The sequence below is a fragment of the Bifidobacterium sp. N4G05 genome (assembly GCF_002742445.1).
Taxonomy (GTDB): Bacteria; Actinomycetota; Actinomycetes; order Actinomycetales; family Bifidobacteriaceae; genus Bifidobacterium; species Bifidobacterium hominis.
Map to the genome: position 1 here is coordinate 383,225 of NZ_NJNQ01000001.1, position 24,365 is coordinate 407,589.

20 protein-coding genes are annotated in these 24,365 nt (G+C 58.2%); 6 read left to right on the top strand and 14 right to left on the bottom strand.

What is annotated here, in order from left to right:
- Positions 1-207 precede the first annotated feature (207 nt).
- Entirely contained in the window at positions 208-1,284 is a 1,077-nt protein-coding gene (locus tag CE153_RS01775) for a LacI family DNA-binding transcriptional regulator (RefSeq protein WP_099594925.1), read from the bottom strand.
- 83 nt (positions 1,285-1,367) lie between these two features.
- Entirely contained in the window at positions 1,368-3,497 is a 2,130-nt protein-coding gene (locus CE153_RS01780; protein WP_099594926.1) for a family 43 glycosylhydrolase, read from the bottom strand.
- 100 nt (positions 3,498-3,597) lie between these two features.
- Between CE153_RS01780 and CE153_RS01785 the strand changes: the two genes are divergently transcribed.
- Entirely contained in the window at positions 3,598-5,193 is a 1,596-nt protein-coding gene (locus CE153_RS01785) for a glycoside hydrolase family 43 protein (protein ID WP_099571088.1), read from the top strand.
- On the top strand, positions 5,175-6,863 hold the full coding sequence (locus tag CE153_RS01790) for a glycoside hydrolase family 43 protein (protein ID WP_236824423.1): 1,689 nt from the start codon (positions 5,175-5,177) through the stop codon (positions 6,861-6,863). Before CE153_RS01785 ends, CE153_RS01790 begins: the two co-directional genes overlap by 19 nt.
- Positions 6,864-7,006: 143 nt before the next feature.
- On the opposite strand, the gene leuA is transcribed toward CE153_RS01790, so the two are convergent.
- Complete coding sequence (gene leuA, locus CE153_RS01795; protein WP_099594927.1) at positions 7,007-8,917, bottom strand: 2-isopropylmalate synthase; 1,911 nt, start codon at positions 8,915-8,917, stop codon at positions 7,007-7,009.
- A gap of 197 nt (positions 8,918-9,114) precedes the next feature.
- Between leuA and CE153_RS01800 the strand changes: the two genes are divergently transcribed.
- Positions 9,115-10,710: a metallophosphatase gene (locus CE153_RS01800; protein ID WP_099594928.1), complete on the top strand. Its 1,596-nt coding sequence runs from the start codon at positions 9,115-9,117 to the stop codon at positions 10,708-10,710.
- A gap of 100 nt (positions 10,711-10,810) precedes the next feature.
- Here the strand turns inward: CE153_RS01800 and CE153_RS01805 are convergent, their stop codons facing one another.
- Entirely contained in the window at positions 10,811-11,431 is a 621-nt protein-coding gene (locus CE153_RS01805; protein WP_039196760.1) for a DUF5701 family protein, read from the bottom strand.
- A gap of 404 nt (positions 11,432-11,835) precedes the next feature.
- On the opposite strand from CE153_RS01805, the gene asd reads away from it, so the two are divergent.
- The gene (gene asd / locus CE153_RS01810) at positions 11,836-12,930 is read left to right on the top strand and encodes an aspartate-semialdehyde dehydrogenase (protein WP_099594929.1); all 1,095 of its coding nucleotides are present in this window, start codon (positions 11,836-11,838) and stop codon (positions 12,928-12,930) included.
- Positions 12,931-13,175: 245 nt separating this feature from the next.
- Here asd and CE153_RS01815 read toward each other — a convergent pair whose 3' ends face one another.
- From CE153_RS01815 to dnaX, 4 genes are all read right to left on the bottom strand, one after another.
- Positions 13,176-13,742, bottom strand: a complete 567-nt coding sequence (locus CE153_RS01815) for an ACT domain-containing protein (RefSeq protein WP_099571094.1) — start codon at positions 13,740-13,742, stop codon at positions 13,176-13,178.
- Positions 13,743-13,826: 84 nt separating this feature from the next.
- Positions 13,827-14,588: an aspartate kinase gene (locus CE153_RS01820; RefSeq protein WP_099571095.1), complete on the bottom strand. Its 762-nt coding sequence runs from the start codon at positions 14,586-14,588 to the stop codon at positions 13,827-13,829.
- 302 nt (positions 14,589-14,890) lie between these two features.
- Positions 14,891-15,493, bottom strand: coding sequence for a recombination mediator RecR (gene recR, locus CE153_RS01825; RefSeq protein WP_099571096.1), 603 nt, complete (start codon positions 15,491-15,493; stop codon positions 14,891-14,893).
- 64 nt (positions 15,494-15,557) lie between these two features.
- Positions 15,558-18,155, bottom strand: coding sequence for a DNA polymerase III subunit gamma/tau (dnaX, locus tag CE153_RS01830; RefSeq protein WP_099594930.1), 2,598 nt, complete (start codon positions 18,153-18,155; stop codon positions 15,558-15,560).
- 271 nt (positions 18,156-18,426) lie between these two features.
- On the opposite strand from dnaX, the gene CE153_RS01835 reads away from it, so the two are divergent.
- Both CE153_RS01835 and CE153_RS01840 read left to right on the top strand, forming a co-directional pair.
- Positions 18,427-19,023 (top strand): TetR/AcrR family transcriptional regulator, encoded by a 597-nt coding sequence (locus CE153_RS01835; protein WP_099571098.1) that lies wholly within the window; start codon positions 18,427-18,429, stop codon positions 19,021-19,023.
- 49 nt (positions 19,024-19,072) lie between these two features.
- Positions 19,073-20,056 carry a DUF5692 family protein gene (locus CE153_RS01840; RefSeq protein ID WP_099571099.1) on the top strand — a complete coding sequence of 328 codons (984 nt, stop codon included), beginning with the start codon at positions 19,073-19,075 and terminating at the stop codon, positions 20,054-20,056.
- A gap of 216 nt (positions 20,057-20,272) precedes the next feature.
- On the opposite strand, the gene CE153_RS01845 is transcribed toward CE153_RS01840, so the two are convergent.
- The 6 genes from CE153_RS01845 to CE153_RS01870 all read right to left on the bottom strand — a co-directional run bounded on the left by CE153_RS01845 (position 20,273) and on the right by CE153_RS01870 (position 24,200).
- Complete coding sequence (locus tag CE153_RS01845; RefSeq protein WP_099594931.1) at positions 20,273-21,403, bottom strand: diacylglycerol/lipid kinase family protein; 1,131 nt, start codon at positions 21,401-21,403, stop codon at positions 20,273-20,275.
- Positions 21,404-21,518: 115 nt separating this feature from the next.
- Positions 21,519-21,908, bottom strand: a complete 390-nt coding sequence (locus CE153_RS01850; RefSeq protein WP_099594953.1) for an Rv3654c family TadE-like protein — start codon at positions 21,906-21,908, stop codon at positions 21,519-21,521.
- Positions 21,909-22,054: 146 nt separating this feature from the next.
- A complete protein-coding gene (locus CE153_RS01855) occupies positions 22,055-22,423 on the bottom strand; it encodes a TadE family type IV pilus minor pilin (RefSeq protein ID WP_099594932.1) in 369 nt (122 codons plus the stop codon).
- Between the two features lie 3 nt (positions 22,424-22,426).
- On the bottom strand, positions 22,427-22,714 hold the full coding sequence (locus tag CE153_RS01860; RefSeq protein ID WP_099594933.1) for a DUF4244 domain-containing protein: 288 nt from the start codon (positions 22,712-22,714) through the stop codon (positions 22,427-22,429).
- A 212-nt stretch (positions 22,715-22,926) separates the two neighbouring features.
- Complete coding sequence (locus tag CE153_RS01865) at positions 22,927-23,451, bottom strand: type II secretion system F family protein (protein ID WP_099594934.1); 525 nt, start codon at positions 23,449-23,451, stop codon at positions 22,927-22,929.
- The gene (locus tag CE153_RS01870) at positions 23,451-24,200 is read right to left on the bottom strand and encodes a type II secretion system F family protein (protein WP_442861958.1); all 750 of its coding nucleotides are present in this window, start codon (positions 24,198-24,200) and stop codon (positions 23,451-23,453) included. The genes CE153_RS01865 and CE153_RS01870 overlap by 1 nt, the downstream gene beginning before the upstream one ends.
- Positions 24,201-24,365: the final 165 nt, after the last annotated feature.

Below are 24,365 nucleotides of genomic sequence, written 5' to 3' on the forward strand. Positions count from 1 at the left end.
CGTTGTAACAAATCGGAGGAACGCACCGCGTGTTCCTCGCATCCGACTCCTCGGAAGAATCGAATCGCAGTACCCGGCAACAGACAATCGCCAGAAAGGGAAAACAAAAAACCTCGGCACCGGCAATCCGTAAAAAACCGGACGCAAGCGCCGAGGCACCAATCACTTCCTTCCTTCCAAAAGAAGAAGAAAAAGAAGGAAGGAAGATCACACCACCAAGGAATTCGTGGGCAGCTTGGTGGACTGACGCACCACCAACGACGACGAAACCTTGCGGAACACCTTCTGATCCGGCTTCAGATCCTGTGACGGCGAGACCCCGTCGATACGATCCTTCAGCAACTTCACCGACAGGCGGGCCACCGCCTCAAGACCGGGAGCAATCGACGTCAACGCAGGAGACAAATACTGCGAATCGTCGGAATTATCGAAACCGATCACCGAAATATCTTCGGGAATGCGCAGATTGTGCATCTGGATCGCATGCATCACACCGGAGGCGAGCATGTCGTTCAGCGCGACGACGCCGTCGGGAACCACGCCGGAATCAAGCAGCGCGTTCATCACGCGCACGCCATCGCTACGATGCCACATGCCCGACTCGATCACCAAACGCTCGTCGAATTCGACGCCGGCCTCCTCCAACGCCTCAAGGTAGCCCTGATAGCGCAGCGCGGCGGAGCCGACCTTCTCGCCCGGATGCACGCCGACCACGGCCACGCGCTTGCAACCGGTCTGCAGCAGATACGACGTGGCGCGCTTGGCACCTTCCACGTTTTCCGTGGCGATATGGTCCACCTTGTCGGTGAAGATGCGTTCGCCGACAAGCACCAGCGGATAGTCCACGTCCAATTGGTCGACATCATCCTGATCAAGTTCCAATGGACTGTAGATCAGGCCGTCGATCATCGTCTGCTGGGAGCCGTGCAACACCTCAATCTCGCCTTCGCGCGAGTATTGCGTCGGCTCGACGATCACGCGTAGGCCCAGCTTCTTGGCCTCTTCGATGACCAGCGACGAAAGCTGCGCGAAGTACGGCATCTGCAGATCGGGAATGGCGAGGCCGATGATGCCGGTCTGCCCCCTGCGCAGATTGCGCGCGGACACGTTCAGCGTGTAGCCGAGCTCGTCGATGGCCTTGTTGACCTTGTCTCGCGTGGCCCGGGAAACGAACTCGTAGTCGTTGACCACATTGGACACCGTTTTGATCGATACGCCGGCCGCTTTCGCGACCTCGCGCATGGTCACCACGTGCTCGCCGTTGGCGCCATTCTGCTTCGGCATGTCAACCCCTTTTCACCAAAAACGTCTCATACATTCGGCCCCAACACTGGCTTTCGCCCCTTGCGGCGCTGAAGCCAACGGAATCAGCCTTTATTGCCGGAAACCACGATTTTCATCGTTATATCAGCATAGTCCGGATTGAGCTCTTCCGCCGCCTGCATGTCCAGTATCGGCATACCCTCCTTGGACCAGTGCACGCGGCGTACCTGGGCGTCGCGGCCGCCATACCGTCCATTCTCGTATTCCGCATTGTGAAATACATAGATAAGATTGCCGTCCTCGTCGGTGGACCACATGCCATGGCCGGTGCCGAGCTGCCATTGCCCGTTGTATACTCCGGATTTCTGCAGCGGATAGTCGAGCTTCGTCCACACATTCGGATCGGTCAGATCGGTGTCCTGCCCGGCCGGAGCGGTGACCAGACCGGTGGTGTAGTCAATGCCGACCAGCGAGCCGGAATAAATCAGGTAGATCGTGCCATCATGCACGATGGCGTTCGGACCTTCGGCAATCATATTGTCCCACGCGAATTCCGGCACAACGACCTGCTTCGGCTCGCAGGTAAGCCGTTCCGGACGGGCCGGATCGAAGCTGGCGATCCAAATGCTGCCGACCTGCTGCCACGCGTAATACCAGCGGCCGGAATCGCTGATGACGGTCATGTCGAGCGAGATACGTTGGATGGGATTGAGCACGCCGCCGGTCGGTGTGAGAATCGGCTTCGGCACCGTCCAGTTTTCGGGTTCGCGCGGATCGAAATCCGTGCCGTCGGAATGCTGCTTGAGCTGCATGATATGGCAGCTGCCCGTCCACATGTCTGGCTTGCCCGCGCGATCGTTGGGCGTGCCGTCTGGATTGGTGGCCGGCCCATCGAAGCATGGCATGAAGAGCACCGACAGTTTTCCATCGATGACATGCAGTTCCGGCGCCCAGAAGCAGCCGGTCATGGCGCGTCCTTCAGCGTTGTAATCACCGCATTTGAGCAGATCGATTTCCTTGGCACGGCCGCCCGCCGCGTCGGAAAGTGCTTCGATGGAGTCGGCGATGCGCAACGGCATATGCGTGGCGCCATCGTTCGGATCGACGCAGTTGCCGTCGGTATCGTCGGTGGCGATGAACATGAACATCGGCTTGCCGTTGAAATTCCAAGCGAACACCGACGGGTCTGCACGCTCCACGGCAAATGGCACCGGGTATACGGTTTGGCGGATGCGGCCGCTCACCGTGCGCGTGTCGCCCGGCTGGAGCTTGCCTTCGGCGGCGTCCTGCGCAATTGCCTCAAGTTCGTCTTTGTTCCAATCCACGGCACGGGTGGCACCGGAACCGTCGCTGTAGACGAGATCGGCGCGGACCTTGGCGAGTGCCTGCACGGCTTCACGGGCCGCTTCGCCGCTGATGGCCGCATCGATATGTTGCGTCGCCACCGATGTTCCAACGTTGTAAATACGACCGAAACGTTCGATGAGTTTCGCCGCTTCTTCTTCGGTGATATCAATCACGTTTCCAGGAACGGCATTGGGAATATCGCAATCGCCCGAAAGGTCGCCAAAATGGCAGGATTTCGCCGATACCGCAGCTTCCGCAACATCGAGCGGCTCGCCGGATTCGGCCGCGGCGACAATATCGGCAACGCTTGCGGAACGCGCATCGCCATCATCCGAAATCCAGGAAATCACATAACGGGAGGCGTCCGCGTCGAATGCGACAGACGGACGATTGACGCCGCCGCCGGTACGCAGCATCACCAATCCAAGCTGCGTGAAAGCCGTCAGATCGTCGCTGAGCGCCAACAGAAACGCCGATCGCTCGGACCCGTCCGGCGCTCCCCCACGCGCGGTACGGGTGGCCGCGAGAGCGAATCGTCCGTCCGCGAGGCGGAACAGATACGGATCCTTCAAGGATTTGAGCGTGATGTCGATTCCCGGCATCACAGCGCCGTACGCGACGGCATCGGCGGCCGGACGGGCCTCGTCGAACGGATCGGCGACGAAATGCGCCGCGGCGACGCAGGCGCGGCGAGATTCGGAGGATGCGGCCTGGATAGGCACACCGGCGGCGAAGAAAACGCCGTAATTCTCGTTGAGCGGCTCCCACTCGGTGGCCCCGTCGGCACGCAACGCAAGGTGCATGCTGTAGGCGATATCCTCGTTATTCGCCTCTTCGCGGCTGGTGGCTTCGCGCGTGTAGCACAGCAATTCGTAGGAACTCGACATCGAGAAACCCCCTATGATTCGACTTTTCTTTACAACGTTGTACACTATACAAGAAATTACATCGTTGTACAAATCGCATCATCCGCAAGGAAGGGGAAAAATGAAACTCCGTACAACTGTGAAACAGGTCGCAGCAGGCCTGATCGCAGCAGCCGTGCTCGTCGGAACGCTAGCAGGCTGCTCCAGCACATCATCCGACCAATCATCGGCGTCATCAAAGTCCGAAACCAGCGAAACCAGCACCGCCAGCATCAAGCGCGGCGAATCCCACGACCCCTCCATCGTCAAGGCCAACGGCAAATACTATATTTTCGGCTCGCACCGCGCCTGGCTCAAAAGCGACGATCTGATCAACTGGAGCACCTTCACCAACAATCTGAGCACCGACTACGAGAAGGTCTTCAAAGACATTTGGGAAGGCTGGGCGAAGCAGTCCACGAATCCGGACGTCAAAGGCAATATGTGGGCCCCCGACGTGGTCTGGAACGAAACGATGGGCAAGTGGTGCATGTACATGTCCATCAACGGCGATAATTACCGCTCCGTAATCGTGCTGCTCACCGCCGACGACATCGAAGGCGATTGGACGTACGTTGGCCCGGTGGTCTATTCCGGCTTCGAACGCGTGAACGTGAAGAAGACCGACGTGCCGCAGGTGCTTGGCGAGGATGCCGACATCACCCGTTACACCTCGCAGACCGACACCGGCATCAACGCCATCGACCCGTGCGTGAAAACCGATGACAACGGCGACATGTGGATGACCTTCGGCTCCTGGTTCGGCGGCATGTGGATGTTCAAGCTCGACCCGACGACCGGCCTGCGCGACTACAACTCCACCTACCCCACCGAAGCGAACAAGTCCGACGCCTACTATGGCGTGAAGCTCGGCGGCGGCTTCGGCAACTCCGGCGAAGGCTCCTACCTGCTGCACGACAACGGCTACTGGTATCTATTCGCCTCCTACGGCGCGCTGCAGCAGACCGGTGGCTACCAGATCCGCATGTTCCGATCCAAGGACATCACCGGCCCGTACGTTGACGAAGCCGGCAACACCGCGATTTCCACCAAGGCCATCGGCAACAACTGGCAAAGCGACATCGGCGAGCGCCTGATGAGCTCGATCCAGTGGAGCGGCAACGACAACGCGAACATCGAGGTCTCCCAGGGCCACAATTCCGCGTTCGTTGACGACGACGGCACCGCTTACCTCGTGTACCATACCCGTTTCTCCGGTTCCGGCGAAAAGCATGAGGTGCGCGTGCACGAGCTGCTGCCGACCGCCGACGGATGGCTGGCGGCCGCACCGTACGAATACACGGGCACCAAGGCCGACAAGAAGGGCTACAAGACCGCCGACATCGCCGGCGATTACGAGATGGTGACGCACGACAAGTCCAGCTATTTCAAGGGCCCGAAGAAGGTCACCGATAAGACGAGCACCGACTATCGCGGTGTGAACAAGCCCATCAACATCACCCTGAAGGAAGACGGCACCGTGACCGGCGACCAGACAGGCACTTGGGAGGCCGTGGAAGGCACCAACCAGATGACGCTTAAGCTCACCGGCGACGAAGGCGAAGTCACCTACTCCGGCGCGTTCGACAAGCTTCCGCGAGACAAGGACCGCAAGGAAGTCATGACCTTCAGCGCCCTGGGCACGAACAATCTGTGCATTTGGGGGTCTCAGAAGTGAGCAAAAACGGCGCAACAACCGTGCATTCCACAGCCGACGCAACCGGCGCAGTCAACGCAAGCAATGCAGGCCCCGCATCGCAGGCCATCTCACCCAACGGCATCGAGCATACGCTTGATGCCGGGCGGGTGGCCGTGCACGATCCCGCAATCGTCGAGGAAAACGGTGTCTACTATCTGTTCGGCACGCATCGTCGGTGCGCGCGCAGCACGGATATGGTGCATTGGGAGCGGTTCGATAACAATCTGAGCCGCGACCCGTACGCGCTGCTCGGCGATATTTGGCAGGCATGGCCGAAACAGGATTCCAATCCCGACCTGCTCGGCAACACGTGGGCGCCCGACGTGATCTGGAACGAGACCATGGGCAAGTGGTGCATGTACCTGTCGGTGAACGGCGACCAGTTCCGCTCGGTGATCGTGCTGTTGACCGCCGACCATGTGGACGGCGACTGGACGTACGTGGGGCCGGTGGTATATTCCGGTTTCGACGAGAGCAACCTGTGGAACACCGACGTGCCGAAAGTGCTGGAACTTGAGCCCAAAACCGATGGCACCGTCGGCTATGACCTGACCCGCTACCTGTCGCTCAAAGACACGCGTATCAACGCCATCGACGCGGCGCCCGCATTGTGCGAGCACGGCGAAATGTGGATGAGTTTCGGTTCATGGTTCGGCGGCATCTGGATGTTCAAGCTCGATCCGAAAACCGGCTTGCGCGATTATTCCGTGCGATACCCGCTGGTCAAGGATTCCTCCGATCCTTATTACGGCGTGAAAGTGGCCGGAGGCTACTGGAATTCCGGCGAAGGATCGTACTTCATTCGTGAAAACGGATGGTGGTATCTGTTCATGTCGTACGGCTGGCTTGGGCGCACCGGCGGATATCAGATTCGTCTGTTCCGTTCAAAATCGCTGCTTGGCCCGTACGTGGACCAGAACGGCAATCCCGCGATTTCGTACGGTGAGATTCCCGACAATCAGGAGCGCGGCACCGGCATTCGATTGACGTCTTCCGTACAGTGGGATGGCGGTCCGGCAGAACTTGCCGATGTCGAAGTCTCGCAGGGGCATAATTCCGCCATTCGTCGGTCGGAGGACGGTCGCATGTTCCTCGTCTACCACACCCGTTTCGCGGAACGCTTTAGCGAGGGCGATGATGAAGATTACGAATCTCACGTACGCGAATTACTGCCAACTTCCGACGGCTGGCTGGTTGCGGCACCGTACGAATACCGCGGTTCCGTTGCCGTCGCGCCGACCGGCATTGCCGATATCACAGGCGATTACAACGTTGTACTGCATGATCAGCATACGTTCTTCAACGGCAAGCAAGAGGATGATGGCACGTACGTTGGCATCAATCGTCCGACACGATATACGTTCCATGAGGACGGGCGGATCACCCGGGGTGAAATCGTAAGTTTCTTCGATACTCCCGACGCGAATCTGCCGAGGTCGACGGACGGGCCGATCACCTGCGGATCGTGGAAACCGCTTTCCGGCGCCGTGAACGGATTCAACTGTTGCGCAAGCGACGCGGAAATCCGATTGGACGACGTGACCTACATTGCACGGTTCGCAACACTCCCCCGCGAGATCGACGGCAAGCCGGTCATGACGTTCTCCGCAATCGGCAACAATGTCTGCATTTGGGGATCGCAATCCTGAATTTCCGAGTTTCCGAATAATCCGGAAAAACTGGAAAATCCGGAAACTCGGGAATCCTATGAAATCAAAAAGCAAAGGGCTTGTGACGTACTCGCAAGTACATCACAAGCCCTTCAGCTACAAGAACTGAAAAACCGCGGAAATCAGCGCTCGGAACGGTTGATGGCCGAAATAATGGCCTTCAGCGAGCTGGTGACGATGGACGTGTCAATGCCGACGCCCCACACGATCTGCGGATCCTCTTCCTCGCCGATCTGGCATTCCACATAGGAAGCGGCCATGGCATCGGTGCCGACGGACATGGTGTGCTCCACATAATCCATTACGGAAGCCTCGATGCCGAAATTGCTCAGCGCGTTCAGGAAAGCGGCAAGCGGGCCATTACCCATGCCGGAAACCTCACGCTCCACCGGCTCATCAACGCCGACGTTCACGCCACGGTCAAGAATCCTGGCCTTCAGCACGGTATCGGAACCATCTTCACCGGAAGACACCGACACCTTCAGCAGCTTCAGACGGCCCCACTGCTCGAGGGAGTCGTCCTTGCTGTCGCCGACCACGGCACCAGCCGCAGTAGCGCCGGACTCTTCGACCGGCAGATACTCGTCCTTGAACAGACGCCAAATATCCTCGTCCTTGACTTCCTTCTTGGTCTCATCGGCGTACGCCTGCACAACCTTGTCGAACTCGACCTGCAGACGCTTCGGCAGATCAAGATTGTGGTTGGTCTTCAGCAGGTAGGCCATGCCGCCCTTGCCGGACTGGGAGTTCACGCGGATGATGGCCTCGTACGTGCGGCCGATATCCTTCGGATCGATCGGCAGGTACGGCACCAGCCACACGAAGCTGTCCAAATCGGCACCGGCACGATCGGCGGCCACCTGACGAGCCTCAAGACCCTTCTTGATGGCATCCTGATGAGAGCCGGAGAAGGCGGTGAACACGAAATTGCCGGCATACGGGTGACGCTCGGAAATCTTCAGCTGGTTGCAGTACTCAACAGTCTTGCGAATCTCAGGAACGTTGGAATAATCGATCTGCGGATCGATGCCCTGCGTGAGGAAGTTCAAACCAAGCGTAACCAAATCGACGTTGCCGGTGCGCTCGCCGTTGCCCAGCAGGCAACCCTCAACGCGGTCGGCGCCGGCAAGCACGGCCAACTCGGTGGCGGCCACGCCCATGCCTTCATCGTTGTGCGGGTGCAGCGACAGCACTACGGCGTCGCGCGGCACCAGATTGTTCGACATGTATTCCACTTGGTCGGCAAACACGTTCGGCGTTGTCATTTCCACCGTTGCCGGCAGATTGATGATCATCGGATGCTCAGGAGTCGGCTTGATCACGTCGATCACCGCATTGCACACCTCAACGGCGTACTCCGGTTCGGTGCCGGTGAAGGATTCCGGAGAATACTCGTAATACAGGTCGATGCCCTCGGCCTCGCCCTCAAGCTCCTTGCACAGGGTGGCCGCGTCGGTGGCAAGCTTCTTGATGCCGGCCTTATCCTTACGGAACACGACCTCGCGCTGTAGCACGGACACGGAGTTATAGAAGTGCACGACGGCACGCTTGGCACCCTTCAGGCACTCGTAAGTCTTGCGAATCAGGTGCTCGCGAGCCTGCGTCAGCACCACGATCGTAACGTCATCAGGAATGAGCTCACGCTCGATCAGCATACGGATGAAATCGTAATCGGTTTCGGAAGCCGACGGGAAGCCGACCTCGATCTCCTTGAAGCCCAACGACACCAGCAGATTCCAGAAACGCAACTTGCGCTCGGAATCCATCGGGTTGACGAGGGCCTGATTGCCGTCACGAAGATCGACGGAACACCAACGCGGTGCACGCTGCAGTCGCTTACCCGGCCACGTACGCTCCGGGTAATCAAATGGCACCTGCTTATCGTATGCGACGTACTTGTTGTACGGCATCTTGCTGGGCTTTTGCGGAGCTCCAATATAACGCGCCGGAGGCAGCAGCGGGTCGTTGTTCCCTCCGTTGGACGCCGCGGCGACTGCCGCGAGATCAAACACTGAAGATTGATCCTGACCCATCACTCCTCCTTATCTGTGAAGTTGTCGACGATCTGCCGACCCATTTATTACATGCATGTTACTTTTCATGTACCGCCGTCCATCCTAGCGTCAGCTAGCTCCATATTTTGCTGACATTCCGCGATGCGGCTGCCATTTTAGAGCGCTTCCGACACTTTTCACCCCATATCCAGATTTGCCGCATTACAGTGAGCATCATGACCTTGCGATTCAACAGCGACGGCACCTTCCGCGTGCTGCAGATGGCCGATATTCAGGACGGACCGAACGTGCGCGAAGACACAATCCGTCTCATCGAAGCCGCCATCAAAAAAACGCATCCCGATCTAATCGTCTTCACCGGCGATCAGATTCGCGGATACGACCCCGCGTACATCGACACATTTCTGCGCAGACGCGGCGAACGGCCGGGCACGCGCGTGCGCATCGTCACTAAAATCGAAGCGAAACTGCGCGGCATCAAACGACACCCTCTCGCCAAAGCATTACGCGAATATCCCCCTACCGACGACAGTTGGATGATTGACGGCATCGGCACCGACTCGCCGAAACTCGTGAAACGCAACAAGCGCGACGGTCTCAACGGATCCGCCAACAAGCTTGAATCATGGGCACAATCCATCAATCGCGCGACCGCCGCGACCATACTCGATGACACACGGCAGAAAGTACGAGACACGTTCGCAGCATTCCTTGGACCTGCATTGGAAGCGCGAATCCCCTTTGCCGCAACCTACGGCAACCACGATTTCCAGTGCGGCATTCTCGCCGACGAACAGGATGACATCTACCGAGAGTTTTCCGGTTGCATGAATCCCGTTGCCGGGTCGTCTCCTTTGGCGCTCGAACCAGGCACGTTTGCGATTCCGATCGAAGCTTCCGATGGTTCAAAGCGCATTGCGATGAGCGTGATGATGGTGAATTCCGGCGATTATGCGGATAATGCGTTTGACGGCGATTGCAGCATTTCTGACGGTTGCGAGCGTGTTGGAGATACTGATAAATCCGGCAATACTGTTGGCAATACTGCCGGCGGACGAGAATCGCTGACATCCTACGCAAAATATGCGTCGAATTCACGTGGCTGGGATTTGGCCGATTCCGACGGCTACGGCACACCTTCGCCGGAAGCGATCGAATGGCTGAAGCAAGTGCAACGCGAGCTGGGACGGCGCAACGGCGATGGTCGCGCGGTTCCGGCTATCGCATTCCAGCATATTCCGCCGCAGGAATTCTACGACTGCCTGCGCGAAGTGCCCGCATACACGCCGAATGCGGTGGAGGGTGCGCGAACGTTCGCAGGGCATTGCTACATATTGGATCGAGACGTGTGCAGACCCGGCTCACGGCTTGGCGAGGCGATCGGATGCGCGGACGAGAACGTTGGCGAAGTGCAGGCGCTGCGCGATGCCGGCGGCTATTTCGCGCTGTTCTGCGGACATGATCATAAGAACGCGTTCGTCGGGCACGCGCACGACATCGATCTTGGGTACGCGCCGACCTGCGGCTTCGAATGCTATGGGCCGAAATCGCGACTGCGCGGCATTCGCCTGTTCGAATTCCGTGAGAATAATCCGGTCAGCTACGTGACGTGCATGCTCACGTGGGGCGATTTGGTCGGACGTTATTCCAGCAACGAACTGCGCGTGTTCTTCGAAGACCATTGCGTGACCGATCTGGTCGGCATCCGCAACGAACTGCGCCGTCCACAGGTCACGGCCACACTGCTGGGCGTCGGATCGGTGATGTGCGCCGCAGCCGGCCACGCCATCGCCAAACTGTTCAAGCGCTAGGCGCGACCGCCGCAAGGCATGGCCGTCGCAACAGTCGGACAATCGCCAATCTGCGGAATGCGGAAAATCTGTGGAAAATCTGCGAAATATCAGCGGAACATCAATGGAACAGACTGACACCGCGACGAGACGCACAAAACGCGTTGCCAAGCCAAGTATGACGGGAATTCGGCCATACCGCACCCAATCGAGGCGCATTCTGACTCATCCAAATACTCGGCACACGACCATCCGCGGAACGCGATCCCAACAAATTAAACCCGTTCTCCTCCAACAACCATTCCGGATGCTGCGTGGCAATCGCAAGCCCCTCTTCCAACGTGAGAGGCAAACGCTCGTCGGAATCGATCAGCTTGCGCGCAACATCGGGCTCGCGATTGATGTAGCAAGTTCCCGTATGCGGCTCGATCACCAAGTAGAACGGGCCTTCCGGCGGTTCGAAACCATCCTGCGGAAGAAAACTGGCAATATCGCGCGGAGGCATCGTGGTGAAACCAGCCATGCGATTGATCGACGTACGCGCGATCAACGATTCCGGGGAAACCAACTCGCGCGTAGGCACCAACAGAATCTGCGTGCCCAAATCGGAATCCTCCAACGCACGGATGAGCGGGCGCGCCAAAGCGCGGAACGCGGCGGCCGACATATCGGCCACATCCGGATAGCCCAACGCCACGATACGATCCAACTGCTTTTGCGCTTCTTCTGATGCCTTCGACATGGCTTCCAGTGTACGCGAGCGATACGTCCAAAGCACGAAAAGCCTCGCAGACCGCGCACCGAAACTTGTGCAGACAGACGCATCAGCACGGACAATCAGTCAACCGCATCACACCAATCTGACAAACATACTGCCCGAACCGGGAACGTCACGGAAGCAAAAATGCTGAATCACTGCAAGAGAGCTCTTCACGGCATCCTGGCTCGCCCCTATGTTCCGCGAGCTGAGCACAAGAACGTATAGAACGCGAAGCAGACCAGCATACGGATAGGAGAACCTGCTTGTTCCGCGGATTTCGTAAGATAAAACAACGCATGTGGCCGCCCACGGAGTCGTTTGGGCCGGCTGGTCGACCTCAAGCGTGAAATCATACGAAACCGTTCCAGCATAAGCGAGAGGTTGTTATGTCCGAAAAGATTAAGGTCGGCATTCTCGGAGCTACGGGCATGGTCGGACAGCGCTTCGTCACGCTGCTCGAAAACCATCCGTGGTTCGAATTGGTCACCCTTGCCGCGTCCGCGCACAGCGCCGGCAAGACCTACGAAGAGGCCATCGGCGGTCGCTGGAAGATGGAAACGCCGATGCCGGAATTCGTGAAGAACATGGTCGTCAAGAACGTGGCTGACGTGGAAGACGTGGTCAAAGACGTCGATTTCGTGTTCTCCGCAGTGAACATGCCGAAGGCCGAGATCCGCGCCATCGAAGAGGAATACGCGAAAACCGAAACGCCGGTCGTATCGAACAACAGCGCCCACCGCTGGACTCCGGACGTGCCGATGGTCGTGCCAGAAATCAACCCGGAGCATTATGAGGTGATCGAGCACCAGCGCAAGCGTCTCGGCACCACGCACGGCTTCATCGCCGTCAAGCCAAACTGCTCCATCCAGGCCTACACTCCGGCGCTCGCCGCTTGGAAGGAATTCGAGCCGCGCGAGGTTATCGTGAGCACCTATCAGGCCATCTCCGGCGCTGGCAAGACGTTCAACGACTGGCCTGAAATGCTGGGCAACATCATTCCGTTCATCTCTGGCGAAGAGGAGAAGTCCGAGAAGGAACCGCTGAAGGTGTTCGGTCACGTCGATGAGGAAAAGGGCGAAATCGTGCCGTTCGACGGTCCGTTGAAGATCACGTCGCAGTGCATTCGCGTGCCTGTGCTCAACGGTCACACCGCCACCGTGTTCATCAACTTCGGCAAGAACCCGACCAAGGAAGAGCTCATCGATCGCCTGGTCAACTACACGAGCAAGGCTTCCGAGCTTGGCTTGCCACATGCACCAAAGCAGTTCATTCAGTACCTGACCGACGATGATCGCCCGCAGGTCAAGAAGGACGTGGATTACGAGGGTGGCATGGGTGTTTCCATCGGCCGTCTGCGTGAGGATTCCATTTTCGATTGGAAGTTCGTTGGCTTGGCTCACAACACCCTGCGCGGTGCCGCCGGCGGTGCGCTGGAAAGCGCCGAAATGCTGAAGGCACTCGGCTACATCACCAAGAAGTGATGGCAATCTGCATATGTTCTGCAGTTACGCATGATCGTGCATGATTGCACATTGTGATATCTGATTTCTGCAGAACATAATATTGCGGAGGATTGTTGATTATTCAGCGATCCTCCGCTTTTTATTTGCAGATTATCTGCAAAAAATATCTGCAAAACAGATATGGGAATACAAAAAGACTTGACTGAGATGCCTAAGGCAATCCAGTCAAGTCTTTCTTGCGATTGATATTACGTGCTATTGCGTCAGCGACCGGTGCCGCCGTACACCACGGCTTCCACCTGATCGGCGTCCAAGCCGTAGGCGGTGTGCAGCGCGCGGACGGCGTCCTGCAACTGCTCGAGCGGAACCAGCGCAGCGATGCGGATTTCGGACGTGGAGATCATCAGCACATTCACACCCTTGTCGCTCAGCGCATTGAAGAACTTGGCAGCCAAGCCGGAGTGGGTCTTCATACCCACGCCCACCACGGCCACCTTGCCCACGTTGGCGTCAATGTCGAAGGACTGGTAGCCCAGTTCGTCCTGCTTCTCCTGCAACACTTCCTGCACCTTGGCCGCGGCGGAACCGGGCACAGTGAAGGAAATGTCGGCGGTGCCGGTGGAAGCGGAGGCCTGCACGATCATGTCGACGTTCACGCCGGCCTCAGCCAGCATCGTGAACACCTTGGCGGCCATGCCCGGCTCGTTCGGCACACGGCGCACGGTGGCCAGCGATTCGGTGTTGTCGTGCGCAACGCCGGAAATGATCGGGACTTCCGGTCCAAGATCGGGGAACAGGTCACCCAAGGACTGGCTGTTGTTTTCGCTCATGTTCTTACCTTTGTTTGTAAAGTCTTGATTTTCTTGCGATTGCCTGCGATGTCTCGCGATTGCCGAATGCGAATCTCAGATATCTCAGATGTTCGGCAATGTGCGCGGATCGACACCTTCCGGCACGATCAGCGTGCCGCTACGGTGGGAGAAGGAGCTGCGCACATGCAACGGCATGTTGAATCGCTGCGCGTATTCCACGCAACGCAGGGCAAGCACCTTGGAACCGCAGGACGACATTTCCAGCATCGACTCATAGTCGATGACGGGAATACGGCGTGCGGTCGGTACAATGCGCGGATCGGCGGTGAACACGCCATCGACGTCGGTGTAGATCTCGCATACGTCGGCGTCCAGCGCCACAGCCAAAGCCACTGCGGAGGTATCGGACCCACCTCGGCCGAGCGTGGTGGCGTCGCCGCCCTCGTTCACGCCTTGGAAGCCGGCCACAATGGCCACGGAGCCCTTGTTGAGAGCACGACGCACGCGGTCAGGCTTCACGGCCTTGATATGTGCGGTACCGAACTGGGCGTCGGTCATGAAACCAGCCTGGGAACCGGTGAAGGAGTAGGCGTGAGAGCCGGCCGCATGAATTGCCATTGCGAGCAAACTCATCGAAATACGCTCGCCTGCGGTCATCAGCATGTCCATCTCGCGTGCCGGCGGGTTGGAGTCGATACTGAGCGCCTGATCGATCAGGTCGTCGGTGGTGTCTCCCATTGCGGAGACCACCACGGCCACGTCATTGCCGGCGTTCTTCGTTTCGATGATGCGTCGGGCCACGCGCTTGATCGACTCTGGGTCGGCTACGGAAGAGCCGCCAAATTTCTGCACGATGAGAGCCACAACTTATCCAATCTTCTTCAATGTGTTGTCTGCCAACCATTCTAGGCAGGCTGGTCGATTATAGGAAAAATCCGATTTGTCAAGCCCCTGCACGCCCAACATGCGAAACAATACATGCTCAACATGCGGAACAATACATGAAATCCACGCAATATTCCGGCGTGAGTTTCGTACGATTCTTCAGCGTGAGTTTCGCACGAAATCTTTGGCGAACCGCCTGCGCAACGCCTACGCAATCGCCAGCAATCGCCAATAGCCGCCAGCATATGCCGGCATATGTAACGCATGTGGCGAATGTGATGTCAGACCGCACGACGCCCGGCCAACGCACGTCCGAGCGTGATTTCGTCGGCATATTCGAGGTCGCCGCCGACCGGCAGACCGCTCGCCAAGCGCGTGACCTTGATGTCGGTTTGCGACAGCAGCTGCGAAAGGAAACTGGTGGTCGCCTCGCCTTCCACGTTCGGATTGAGCGCGAGAATCACTTCGGTGACTTCGCTGTCTTTGAGCCGTTCGATGAGTTTGGCGATGTTGAGGTCGCTCGGCTGCACGTTGGCCATCGGATTGATGACGCCGCCGAGCACGTGGTATAGGCCGCGATATTCGCGTGTGCGTTCGATGCTCATCACGTCTTTCGGTTCTTCGACCACGCAAATCACGCTATGGTCGCGGCGCGGATCGACGCAGATCGGGCATGGACTGGTTTCGCACACGTTGCCGCAAACATCGCAGAATCGTATTTTTTCCTTGACTTCGGTGATGGCGTCGATCAGGGTCTGCGATTCCTCGTCGGATGCGTTGAGCAGGTAGAAGGCGATGCGTTGCGCGCCTTTCGGCCCGATGCCGGGCAGGTGCGCGAATGCGTCGATCAGTCGTTGGATGGCGCCGTCATAGGCCAGTGCCATGGTTCACCTTTCCTTGGTTGCCGTAAGATTCGCGGTCATTCCCGTAGGATTCGCGATTGTGCCGCTAATCGTCGAGATTCTTCTTCTGCTGCATGTTGCGCGGGTTTTTGGCGTCGTCGGGGCCGAAATCCTCGACTTTTTTCACTTCGAATAGTCGTGTCAAATCGTCAACGCTTAACGCGTTGGACGCTCCGATCGATTCGTCGCTCATGGAATATTCGTCATCTTCCGCGGCGACCTGCGGTGTTGGCTGCGCAGGCGTGGAGAACTGTTGGCTCCATGGGTCGGCGTTCGGCTGGTTTTGCTGAGACGCCGCTTCCTGCCGAGGTGCGCGATGCTGATGATTGGCATGCTTGGAGGCCGTTTCAGATTCCGTTGACACGGGCATAGCGTCCGCCGGCCCTGCCTGAACTGGCATGGGGGCACCCCAAGGATCGTCGTCCACCGGCGGCTGCTGCGGTACCGGCGCTGGCACGGCCCACGGATCGACGTTATCACTGGTATCGGGAACGGCCACATGTTTCACGTGTTGCTCCGGCGCTTTCACGTCGTTGACGCCGCTTGCGATCACCGATTGCGGTTGCACCTGTTGCGCTGGCACGGCCCACGGATCGTCATCCAGTTGCGATGGGACTACTGCGGTCTGCTGTGAGACCGCCCATGGATCGTTTTCGGCGGTTGCGTCCGCAACGGCTCGGTGACCCTCCTCRTCGTTAGAATCCTCTGCATTACCGCCATTCTCGGTTTTCTGCGCGCCCTCGTCTGCCGGTTCTTTGCCGGAGGATTCAAGACTTGCGGCGGTGCCAAGATTCGCCGTCAGCAGTGTTGCGGATTTGAGTCGCTCCTGCGCCAGCTGCACGTTGATCTTGCTTTGCTCTTCCGGACTAAGCTTGCTCCACGGCACCGATTCGGAACCGTCCGCCAGCTTTTTGGCGGGGGCAAGCGTGACATTCGGGCCGAACACCTTATGCACTTCGGCGCGGACGATTTTCACCACTTCGGTGGTTCCATCCACCGACTCCTTCGCCACGCCCTTGGCGAACGCGTATTTGCTGAGCGCCTTGTCGAATTTGATCCACAAGCTGTCACCACGCAACAGCACACGAGGCACTTTTTCTCGGTTCACATAACCGCGCACATCCTCAGGAAGTGCGGCCACCAAAGCATCCCACTTCTGGTCGGGGGTACGGTCGTCATGTACTGGAGCAGGTATGGAAGTTGCCGCAGGCGCCGGAGTTGCGGCAGGCGCAGCGGCCGCGACGGAAGACGTCGCATTCATCGCCTGCTGAACATCCGCAAGCATGGAAGCCACTCCGGAAGCGACGGCGTCAGCGGGATTCATCGGCGCCGCAGACGGCTGCACAGCCGGTTTCACAGGCGCGGAAGGAGCATCAATTGCCGATGCGGAATCCTGTGGCTGAACGCCGGCGGTACGTCTCGCCGCACGGCGACGCGAGCCGGTCATGGATCCACGCAGCGATTCTGCAGCGGCGGCCTCCTCGGAATCGCCAGCAAAATCAGGCATACCGGAAGATGACGCAACTGCAGCCACCCCTTCCTCACGCCCAGCCAACAAACGCGCGGCAAGCAATTCCAATCGCATGCGCGGCGAAATCGCACCGGTCATATTGGCAAGCGTCGCATTGATCGTGTCAGCCATCTGCGTCAACGCAGACAATCCCAAAGCGGAAGCCTGACGACGCAAATCATCCATGTTCTCGGCGGCCGCATCGTCGGAAAGCACGCTTTCCGCGCGCGCTCCACCCAACGTGAGCACCAGCAAATCGCGCACGCGGGCAAGCAAATCCTCAACGAATCGACGGGGATCGAAACCGCCGACCACAACCTTCTGAATCACGCCATACAGTGCTTCGCCGTTTTTGTCGGCAACGGCGTCGACGGCCTCGCCAATCAGGGCGTCGGGCGTGAAACCGAGCAACGCAACCGCGGAATCGTATGCGATGCTGCCGTCAACCGCACCAACCATGAGCTGGTCAAGCACGGAAAGTGTGTCTCGCATGGAACCGCCGCCGGCACGCATGGCAAGACGTAGAACGCCCGGCTCGGCCTCGATATGCTCGTCTTCGCAGATCTGCTCGAGGTACGGTCCCATGACCTCCTTCGGCACCAGGCGGAACGGGTAATGGTGGGTGCGCGAGCGGATGGTGCCGATCACCTTGTCTGGTTCGGTGGTGGCGAAGATGAACATCACATGCTCCGGCGGCTCCTCCACGATTTTCAGCAGCGCGTTGAAACCTTGCGGCGTGACCATGTGGGCCTCGTCGAGAATGAAGATCTTGTAGCGGTCGCGGGCCGGAGCGAAACCAGCGCGCTCACGCAGTTCGCGGGCATCGTCCACGCCGTTATGCGAGGCCGCGTCGATTTCCACCACATCGATGGAACCGGGACCGCCCGTAGCGAGATCCTTACAGCTTTCACATTCGCCGCACGGATGCGAGGTCGGACCTTTCGCACAGTTGACGCACCGCGCAAGAATGCGGGCGGAACTGGTTTTGCCGCAACCGCGCGGACCGGAGAACAGGTAGGCGTGCGTGAGCTTGTTCTCGTCGAGCGCGCGCATCAACGGAACCGTGACCTGGTCCTGACCGATCACGCCGTCGAACGTGTCGGGACGATACCTTCTATAGAGTGCCAGTGCCATCGCAATTCCTTCCGCAGTAGTGCCACTAGGCTACCGATTAATTACGACACGTGCGGGCGCCGAAAACCGTCGAACCGCACACTCGCGCAGGTGTGGGCGCGTGTCCCGAAAGAAAAGGCTCACGATGGAGTTTAAGCTGGATACAGCAACACCGACATTCCAAAATTGACAGAGTGTCAATTTCAGGTTTAGACTGGGGACAGTCAAGAAATTGACAGAGTGTCAACGTGTCGCGTAGGTGAGAGACGCCACTCAAGCGAAGGAGAGAGCCATGGACGGACAGCACAACGCTTCCGCGATGACAGTCGGAGACGCACGCCGTGCGCAAATCGTGCACGCAGCCCGCGAACTTTGCCTGGAAAAGGGCTTTTCTAAAGTCACTATCAGCGATATCGCAAGTCGCGTCGGCATGACCAGATCTCTCTTCTATCACTATTTCCAAGACAAGGACCAAGTCGCGGACGCCGTACTCGACGACGTTATCGACGAAGTCATCACACACTTGGAAGAGTGGAACGCGAATCGCGAAGTCGGCAATATTTCGAAAGCGCTCGACGACGTGGTGCGACTGACCCGGTCCCTCATCGCCGATGAGGGACCGTTCAGCCAGCGCATGATCGAAGACGGCAACGCGGGACTGTACATCAAATTCATCGACCTCGTGGCCGATCGCATTGCGGAATACATCTGCAGTTCAACCGTACGTGATTTCGAAAAACTGCATGGCATGCCCATCTCCAACGAACATGAGACGTTCTACACGCTCATCGTTGGACTGATTTCGCTGATCAGACTGCACCCAGACATTGAAGACACCGTCATCAGACAGGTCGCAGCGCAGACGCTGCACCTGAACGAATACATGTAAACGCGGAATCAACCCGCGCGCACATGCGTGTCGAGAGAAAGGAAAAGCGATGTTGTTCCAAGTCTATGGCGACACCGCCGTATACCAGTGGATCGGCTGGATCCTCGTATTCTGCTGCCTCATCGGTGCCAATGAGCTGGCCCGCCGCACCAAAACCGGTGGCGTGGTCGCGTTCCTGATCGTGCCGGCCATTCTGACCATCTACTTCATCACCATTTACGCGGCCGCCGCTATGGGCGCCGAGTGGGCGCTCAACAACCCGACCTACGTTCATATGACCAGCTGGTTCCACTATGCCAAACTGTATGCTGCCACCGCGGGCTGCATCGGCTTTATGGCGCTCAAATACAAGTGGGGCAAGATCGGCAAGTCCGAGTGGTTCAAATGCTTCCCGTTCGTGATCGTGGCCATCAACATTCTCATCGCCGTGGTCTCCGACTTCGAATCCGCCATTCGCGCCTGGGGTACCACGTGGGTTTCCACCGAAGGCGTGACGCTGTATGGCGGCTGGCACAACGTGTTCAACGGCGTTGCCGGCCTGATCAACATCGCCTGCATGACCGGCTGGTTCGGCATTTACGTGTCGAAGAAGAAGCAGGACATGCTTTGGCCCGACATGACCTGGGTGTTCATCGTCGCATACGATATTTGGAACTTCTGCTACACCTACAACTGCCTGCCAACCCACTCCTGGTACTGCGGCCTCGCGCTGCTGCTCGCCCCGACCGTGGCAAACTTCTTCTGGAACAAGGGCGGCTGGATTCAGAACCGCGCCAACACGCTCGCCATCTGGTGCATGTTCGCGCAAGTGTTCCCCATGTTCCAGGATGAGTCCAAGTTCGCCGTGCAGTCGGTGAACAATCCGAACGTGAATCTGACCGTGTCGATCATCGCACTCGTGGCCAACGTGCTCGCACTCGGCTACATCCTGTACCGTGCGAAGAAGCAGCACGTCAACCCGTGGCTGCAGGAAGTCTTCAAGGGCACCCGCGACTACGAGCAGGCCATCGCCCGCCAAAAAGTCGCCGCCTAATCCCAATCCGCGTTCGCTAGTTACAGCATTCGCTAGTTACAGCATTCGCTAATTACGCCATTCGCTAATTACAGAAAATCCGGTATTCGTAAGATGCAATTCTCACGAATATCGGATTTCTATTATCGACAAGAAATAACTTACGACATATTTGATGTCACGCAACAGCACACGCTGGCTGCTGTCACACTGCAGATCACCGCACGTCGCTGAAGATCACTGAAGAAATTCGCCGGTAATCGGGTCGCGATGGTCTCGTTTGATGATTTCCAGCACTTTTTCCTCGGTATTGGAAGCTTGGCTTTCCACCACGGCCGGCGGCACGAGCACACGCAACGCACGCCCCTGGGCCACGACCTTGACAGGCAGGCGACCAACATATTCGCCGTCCGCCATCAAGGCCGGCGGCTCGTCACCCTCTTGCGCGCGGGTGATTTCGATATCGCGCACACGCTTCCAGCCAAACACTTTGCATCCGAGGATCTTGCCGCTGTAGGCGCGCGCCACCGCATCCGCGCATTCGGCGACATTGGGCACATGGTCGAGCCACACCAAATCAAGCAAGCCATCAGAGAACCGCGAATACGGCGAGACCTCAATGCCACCACCGATATGCCGCGAATTTGCCACCGTGAGCAGCGGCGAGATAATGTCTTTCTCTTCCACCGTGCCATCGGCCAACGTGGCTTTGACGTGGTACCCGTACTGCTTCATATGAGTCAATTCCACAAGCACGGCCGCGAAATAACGCAACGAACCGTTCGGCAAACGCGAGTGGTTCGCACGGTCGTTGATGCTCGCATCCAAACCGCACGAGAGCATGCCCGCATAGAAGCGATTGACCGCCGGATGCAATGGCACATCCGAATCTCCGACCAACTCATCACCGGTGCTGGAATCGACGGCATATCCACCCTGCAACGACGTGGCCAAGCCCATATCGACGTCAATATGCGTGCCGCGAACAATCGCGCCGACAATGCCATCGACAGCGGTTTCCACACGATTGACCGGCAGTTCAAGTCCACGCGCGAAATCATTGCCAGAACCCGTCGCCACTATGCCAAGCGGCTTGCCGGAGCAGCCCACGGCATTGGCGCCGAGCGCAATCATGCCGTCACCGCCGACCACCACCAAGTAGTCATATTCGTCTCTACGGTTTCTGGCGTTCAGCAAAGAGCCTTCAAAACTCTCACCGGTTGCATCGATAACGTTGAAGCCATGCTTGCGCCCGGCTTCCCGCAGCAGACCGATCACCTGATTGCCGACTTCAGCGCCCTTGCCTTTGTTCGACGTCGGATTGCCGACAACGGCAACGGTCGCATTCACACAGGACGTTTCGCTCATACTTCAGTACGATAATCGCAATTCGCGTCACACGCCACATATGAACGGCTTTCCAGACAGATGACCACGTTTTGCGTGACGATTTTCCGCCATGAGACGCTTTTCCAGGCGATACTTATTCGCAGACGATCGGTCCCGCTCTCGACCGCTTGCTGACGTGGGATACGAATGGCACTTGCGTACCGATCTGCGCTTCGATCAACACATCCTCACCTTCTATCGTGCAGGATCCGATCGTCGCATTATTACCGGAAATGGTACGTTCCGCCACGTAACAGGGGTCGGCAGAGCCTCCATATAGCGCGTTGGCCGCCGCCACCGACGCTAGGTCGGCCGCATTCTGCGCGTGATGCAGGCAAAGCAACAGATTGCCTGCCGACGCGACCGCACTCAGCATTATGGCCGCCACCGCGATCAGCGCCACACCGGATATGGTTCCCGAACCTTCATCGGATCCGCGAATCCAAGCAAACCAATGTTTCACAAAGCGTTTCACATCATACATTCCTTTCTGATTCGCATCCATCGGACGCTCTCCGGCAGTGTTTCACGGCATGTTTCGCATGTCGCGCTTGCGAGTTTTCGACACCGAAGACCCACGTATAGCCCACACCCCAGCAGCCCCGCATCACGCAGACACAAGGCGAGGCGCTAGAAGTAGCGGGTCGCTTTGCCTGTGACTCGTGCGGGAAGCACACCGGTTGGGTCAGGTATTACAGAGCATTGCACCGTAACGGTGACGAAATCCGCACCACGGTCAAACCGTACTGTCGCCGAATCGCCGGCCGCAGCCACAGCGGCAGCCCTTGCTTTCGATTCGCCGCCGGCATCATCAACCGCGAAGGCCCGCGCACCGGCCGCGGCCGCATCCTGGCAATTCATAGACACCACGGACGCACGCCCCAAGCACAACACCAAAATCGCCACCGCCGCCACGCAGGGGAGCACCACCGCGAATTCCGCGGTGGCCGCTCCCTCATCGGCATCATCGGTATGGCGTTTCCACCATTGCCTCAGCATGAATCACCCGACGCTCAGCGCTTTCTTGATGATGTTGGTCAGCAGCGTTTTGATGGCATCGGATTTCATAATGCCCACCAAAACGGCTGCGAATCCGGTGGCGGCAACCAGCACCACCGCATATTCGGCGGTGGCGGCGCCTTCTTCCGGTTCGGCGGTCAGCGTGCGCATACGCGCATCCAACAGGCATATCGCCTTGTCGGCCCGTTCCCGCATGGCATGCAGCCGTTGCCCTGCCCTGCCCATCAGGCCTGGCAAGCCATCGACTTTGATTGGCGTTACGTTGTTCATGGCGTTCCTTTCGTTCGAACAACCCCGGCCGGACGGCCGAGTGCACCCAGTGTTGCGCATCATCACGCTCGCAGGAGCGTTTTTCCGGGGTTGTGGTCGGAGGACGTAAGTTATCCACACCCTCGGCGTGTCATCCACAGTTATCCACAAAACTTCGTGAATTATCGGATCTCGACATTCCCCGCTTTTCCGCTATCGTTACGCGCACATCGTCATTGCACAAACGACATGACGGACGGAATGATTCCAACCGCAACAAATGCGGGAAGAAAACACAATCCGGTCGGCAACAACAGACGAACCGACAATTTCGCCGCAGTCTGTTCGATCTGCGCGCGCTCATCCCAATCCAATTGTTCGACGGCTGTTTCCAAACGTTCCACTGGAGAGGCGCCACTGTGCCATGAGGAGGCGAACGCATCGCGTACTACCGCAAGATCGCCATGATCCGGCCACGCATCATCCCAGGAAACACCTTTGTTCAACTGTTCTCCGGCCGATCGTAGTCCCGCGCCGAATTCTCCTGCCGCAATATCTCCCACAGCAATCAGCGCACGTGGAATGGAAGATCCCTGCCGTATGGCGACGCTGAGCATCTCTAATATCAACGGAAGAGGAAGTTCCCGCATTCGCTCGGCGAGCGCAAGGTCAGAAGGCGCGCGAACCGGCCTCCACTGCTTCAGCCATATCGCCTCAGCCGCGCACACCACCGCCGTCAGCATCCATAAGCCAGTCATCACATGGCTCCTTTCATATCATCCTGCCGCATCAACGCACGTATCCAGATAAGTCCGAATGTGTAGCAACAGAGAGCAAATCCGAGACATGCCAAGCCTTTGACACCTGAAACAAGGAAAGCCAATGAATGCGCGCCCATACCTTCTCCCAAGAGCACAGTGAGCAGCGGCAACGCCATCAGGAGTTTCACCGTCGCCTTGGGCATGGCGAACGCGCTGGAACGCAAATCATCCAATAATCGTTGCCGTTTCAATGATTCAGCCACCGCCTGCAGGCAACGGCCAGTTTCGCATCCGAGCGTCAGGCTCAGCTGGCAGGCCGCATACAACTCGCCGCTCAGCCGTTCGACTTGGCCGGATTGCCCGAATCTCCCGGATTGCTCGTTGGGCGGGCATCGACTGCGGATCACCATGGTTATGCGCAGTCTGGTGAGTTCAGCCGTGGCGAACGGCGTTCCTCCAAGTTCTTCGAACGCCTGCACCAATGTGGCTCCGCTACGCACGGAGGCTCGCAGAGACGCCACACATGCCATACATCCGATGGCGGGCAATGCGCTCGCCGACGCATTCAAGTCGTCGATTCCTTCGGGGTTCAATCCCTGCTTCCCGCCATGTTCCTTACTCCATCGACCGACTGCGCACCCCGGACCATCTCCCGTTCGTTCACCTACATCGTATGTGTTTCGGCGTGGCCACAGCCATACGGCCAGTCCGAACAATATCGCGGCGATAACGCCAAGAATTCCCATCCATCCACCTCGATTCAACGACTCCATGCACGTACGAAATCGGGCCACTGCTGAGAGGCCCGCATTTGGCTGCCGTTCCATCCGGACAGCAGGTTTCCACGCAGTTTGCCTTCCGCAAATTCGAGCCGCCCGATTTGCGGGATGCGCCGACGCCCTCCCTGTCTC

Excerpts from the sequence above, each read along its gene's own strand:
- CE153_RS01775 (WP_099594925.1), bottom strand. The coding sequence starts at position 1,284 with ATGCCGAAGCAGAATGGCGCCAACGGCGAGCACGTGGTGACCATGCGC.
- CE153_RS01780 (WP_099594926.1), bottom strand. The coding sequence starts at position 3,497 with ATGTCGAGTTCCTACGAATTGCTGTGCTACACGCGCGAAGCCACCAGC.
- CE153_RS01785 (WP_099571088.1), top strand. The coding sequence starts at position 3,598 with ATGAAACTCCGTACAACTGTGAAACAGGTCGCAGCAGGCCTGATCGCA.
- leuA (WP_099594927.1), bottom strand. The coding sequence starts at position 8,917 with ATGGGTCAGGATCAATCTTCAGTGTTTGATCTCGCGGCAGTCGCCGCG.
- CE153_RS01800 (WP_099594928.1), top strand. The coding sequence starts at position 9,115 with ATGACCTTGCGATTCAACAGCGACGGCACCTTCCGCGTGCTGCAGATG.
- CE153_RS01805 (WP_039196760.1), bottom strand. The coding sequence starts at position 11,431 with ATGTCGAAGGCATCAGAAGAAGCGCAAAAGCAGTTGGATCGTATCGTG.
- asd (WP_099594929.1), top strand. The coding sequence starts at position 11,836 with ATGTCCGAAAAGATTAAGGTCGGCATTCTCGGAGCTACGGGCATGGTC.
- CE153_RS01815 (WP_099571094.1), bottom strand. The coding sequence starts at position 13,742 with ATGAGCGAAAACAACAGCCAGTCCTTGGGTGACCTGTTCCCCGATCTT.
- recR (WP_099571096.1), bottom strand. The coding sequence starts at position 15,493 with ATGGCACTGGCCTATGACGGCGCCATCCAACGACTGATCGACGCATTC.
- CE153_RS01835 (WP_099571098.1), top strand. The coding sequence starts at position 18,427 with ATGGACGGACAGCACAACGCTTCCGCGATGACAGTCGGAGACGCACGC.
- CE153_RS01840 (WP_099571099.1), top strand. The coding sequence starts at position 19,073 with ATGTTGTTCCAAGTCTATGGCGACACCGCCGTATACCAGTGGATCGGC.
- CE153_RS01845 (WP_099594931.1), bottom strand. The coding sequence starts at position 21,403 with ATGAGCGAAACGTCCTGTGTGAATGCGACCGTTGCCGTTGTCGGCAAT.
- CE153_RS01850 (WP_099594953.1), bottom strand. The coding sequence starts at position 21,908 with ATGTATGATGTGAAACGCTTTGTGAAACATTGGTTTGCTTGGATTCGC.
- CE153_RS01855 (WP_099594932.1), bottom strand. The coding sequence starts at position 22,423 with ATGCTGAGGCAATGGTGGAAACGCCATACCGATGATGCCGATGAGGGA.
- CE153_RS01860 (WP_099594933.1), bottom strand. The coding sequence starts at position 22,714 with ATGAACAACGTAACGCCAATCAAAGTCGATGGCTTGCCAGGCCTGATG.
- CE153_RS01865 (WP_099594934.1), bottom strand. The coding sequence starts at position 23,451 with ATGACTGGCTTATGGATGCTGACGGCGGTGGTGTGCGCGGCTGAGGCG.
- CE153_RS01870 (WP_442861958.1), bottom strand. The coding sequence starts at position 24,200 with ATGGGAATTCTTGGCGTTATCGCCGCGATATTGTTCGGACTGGCCGTA.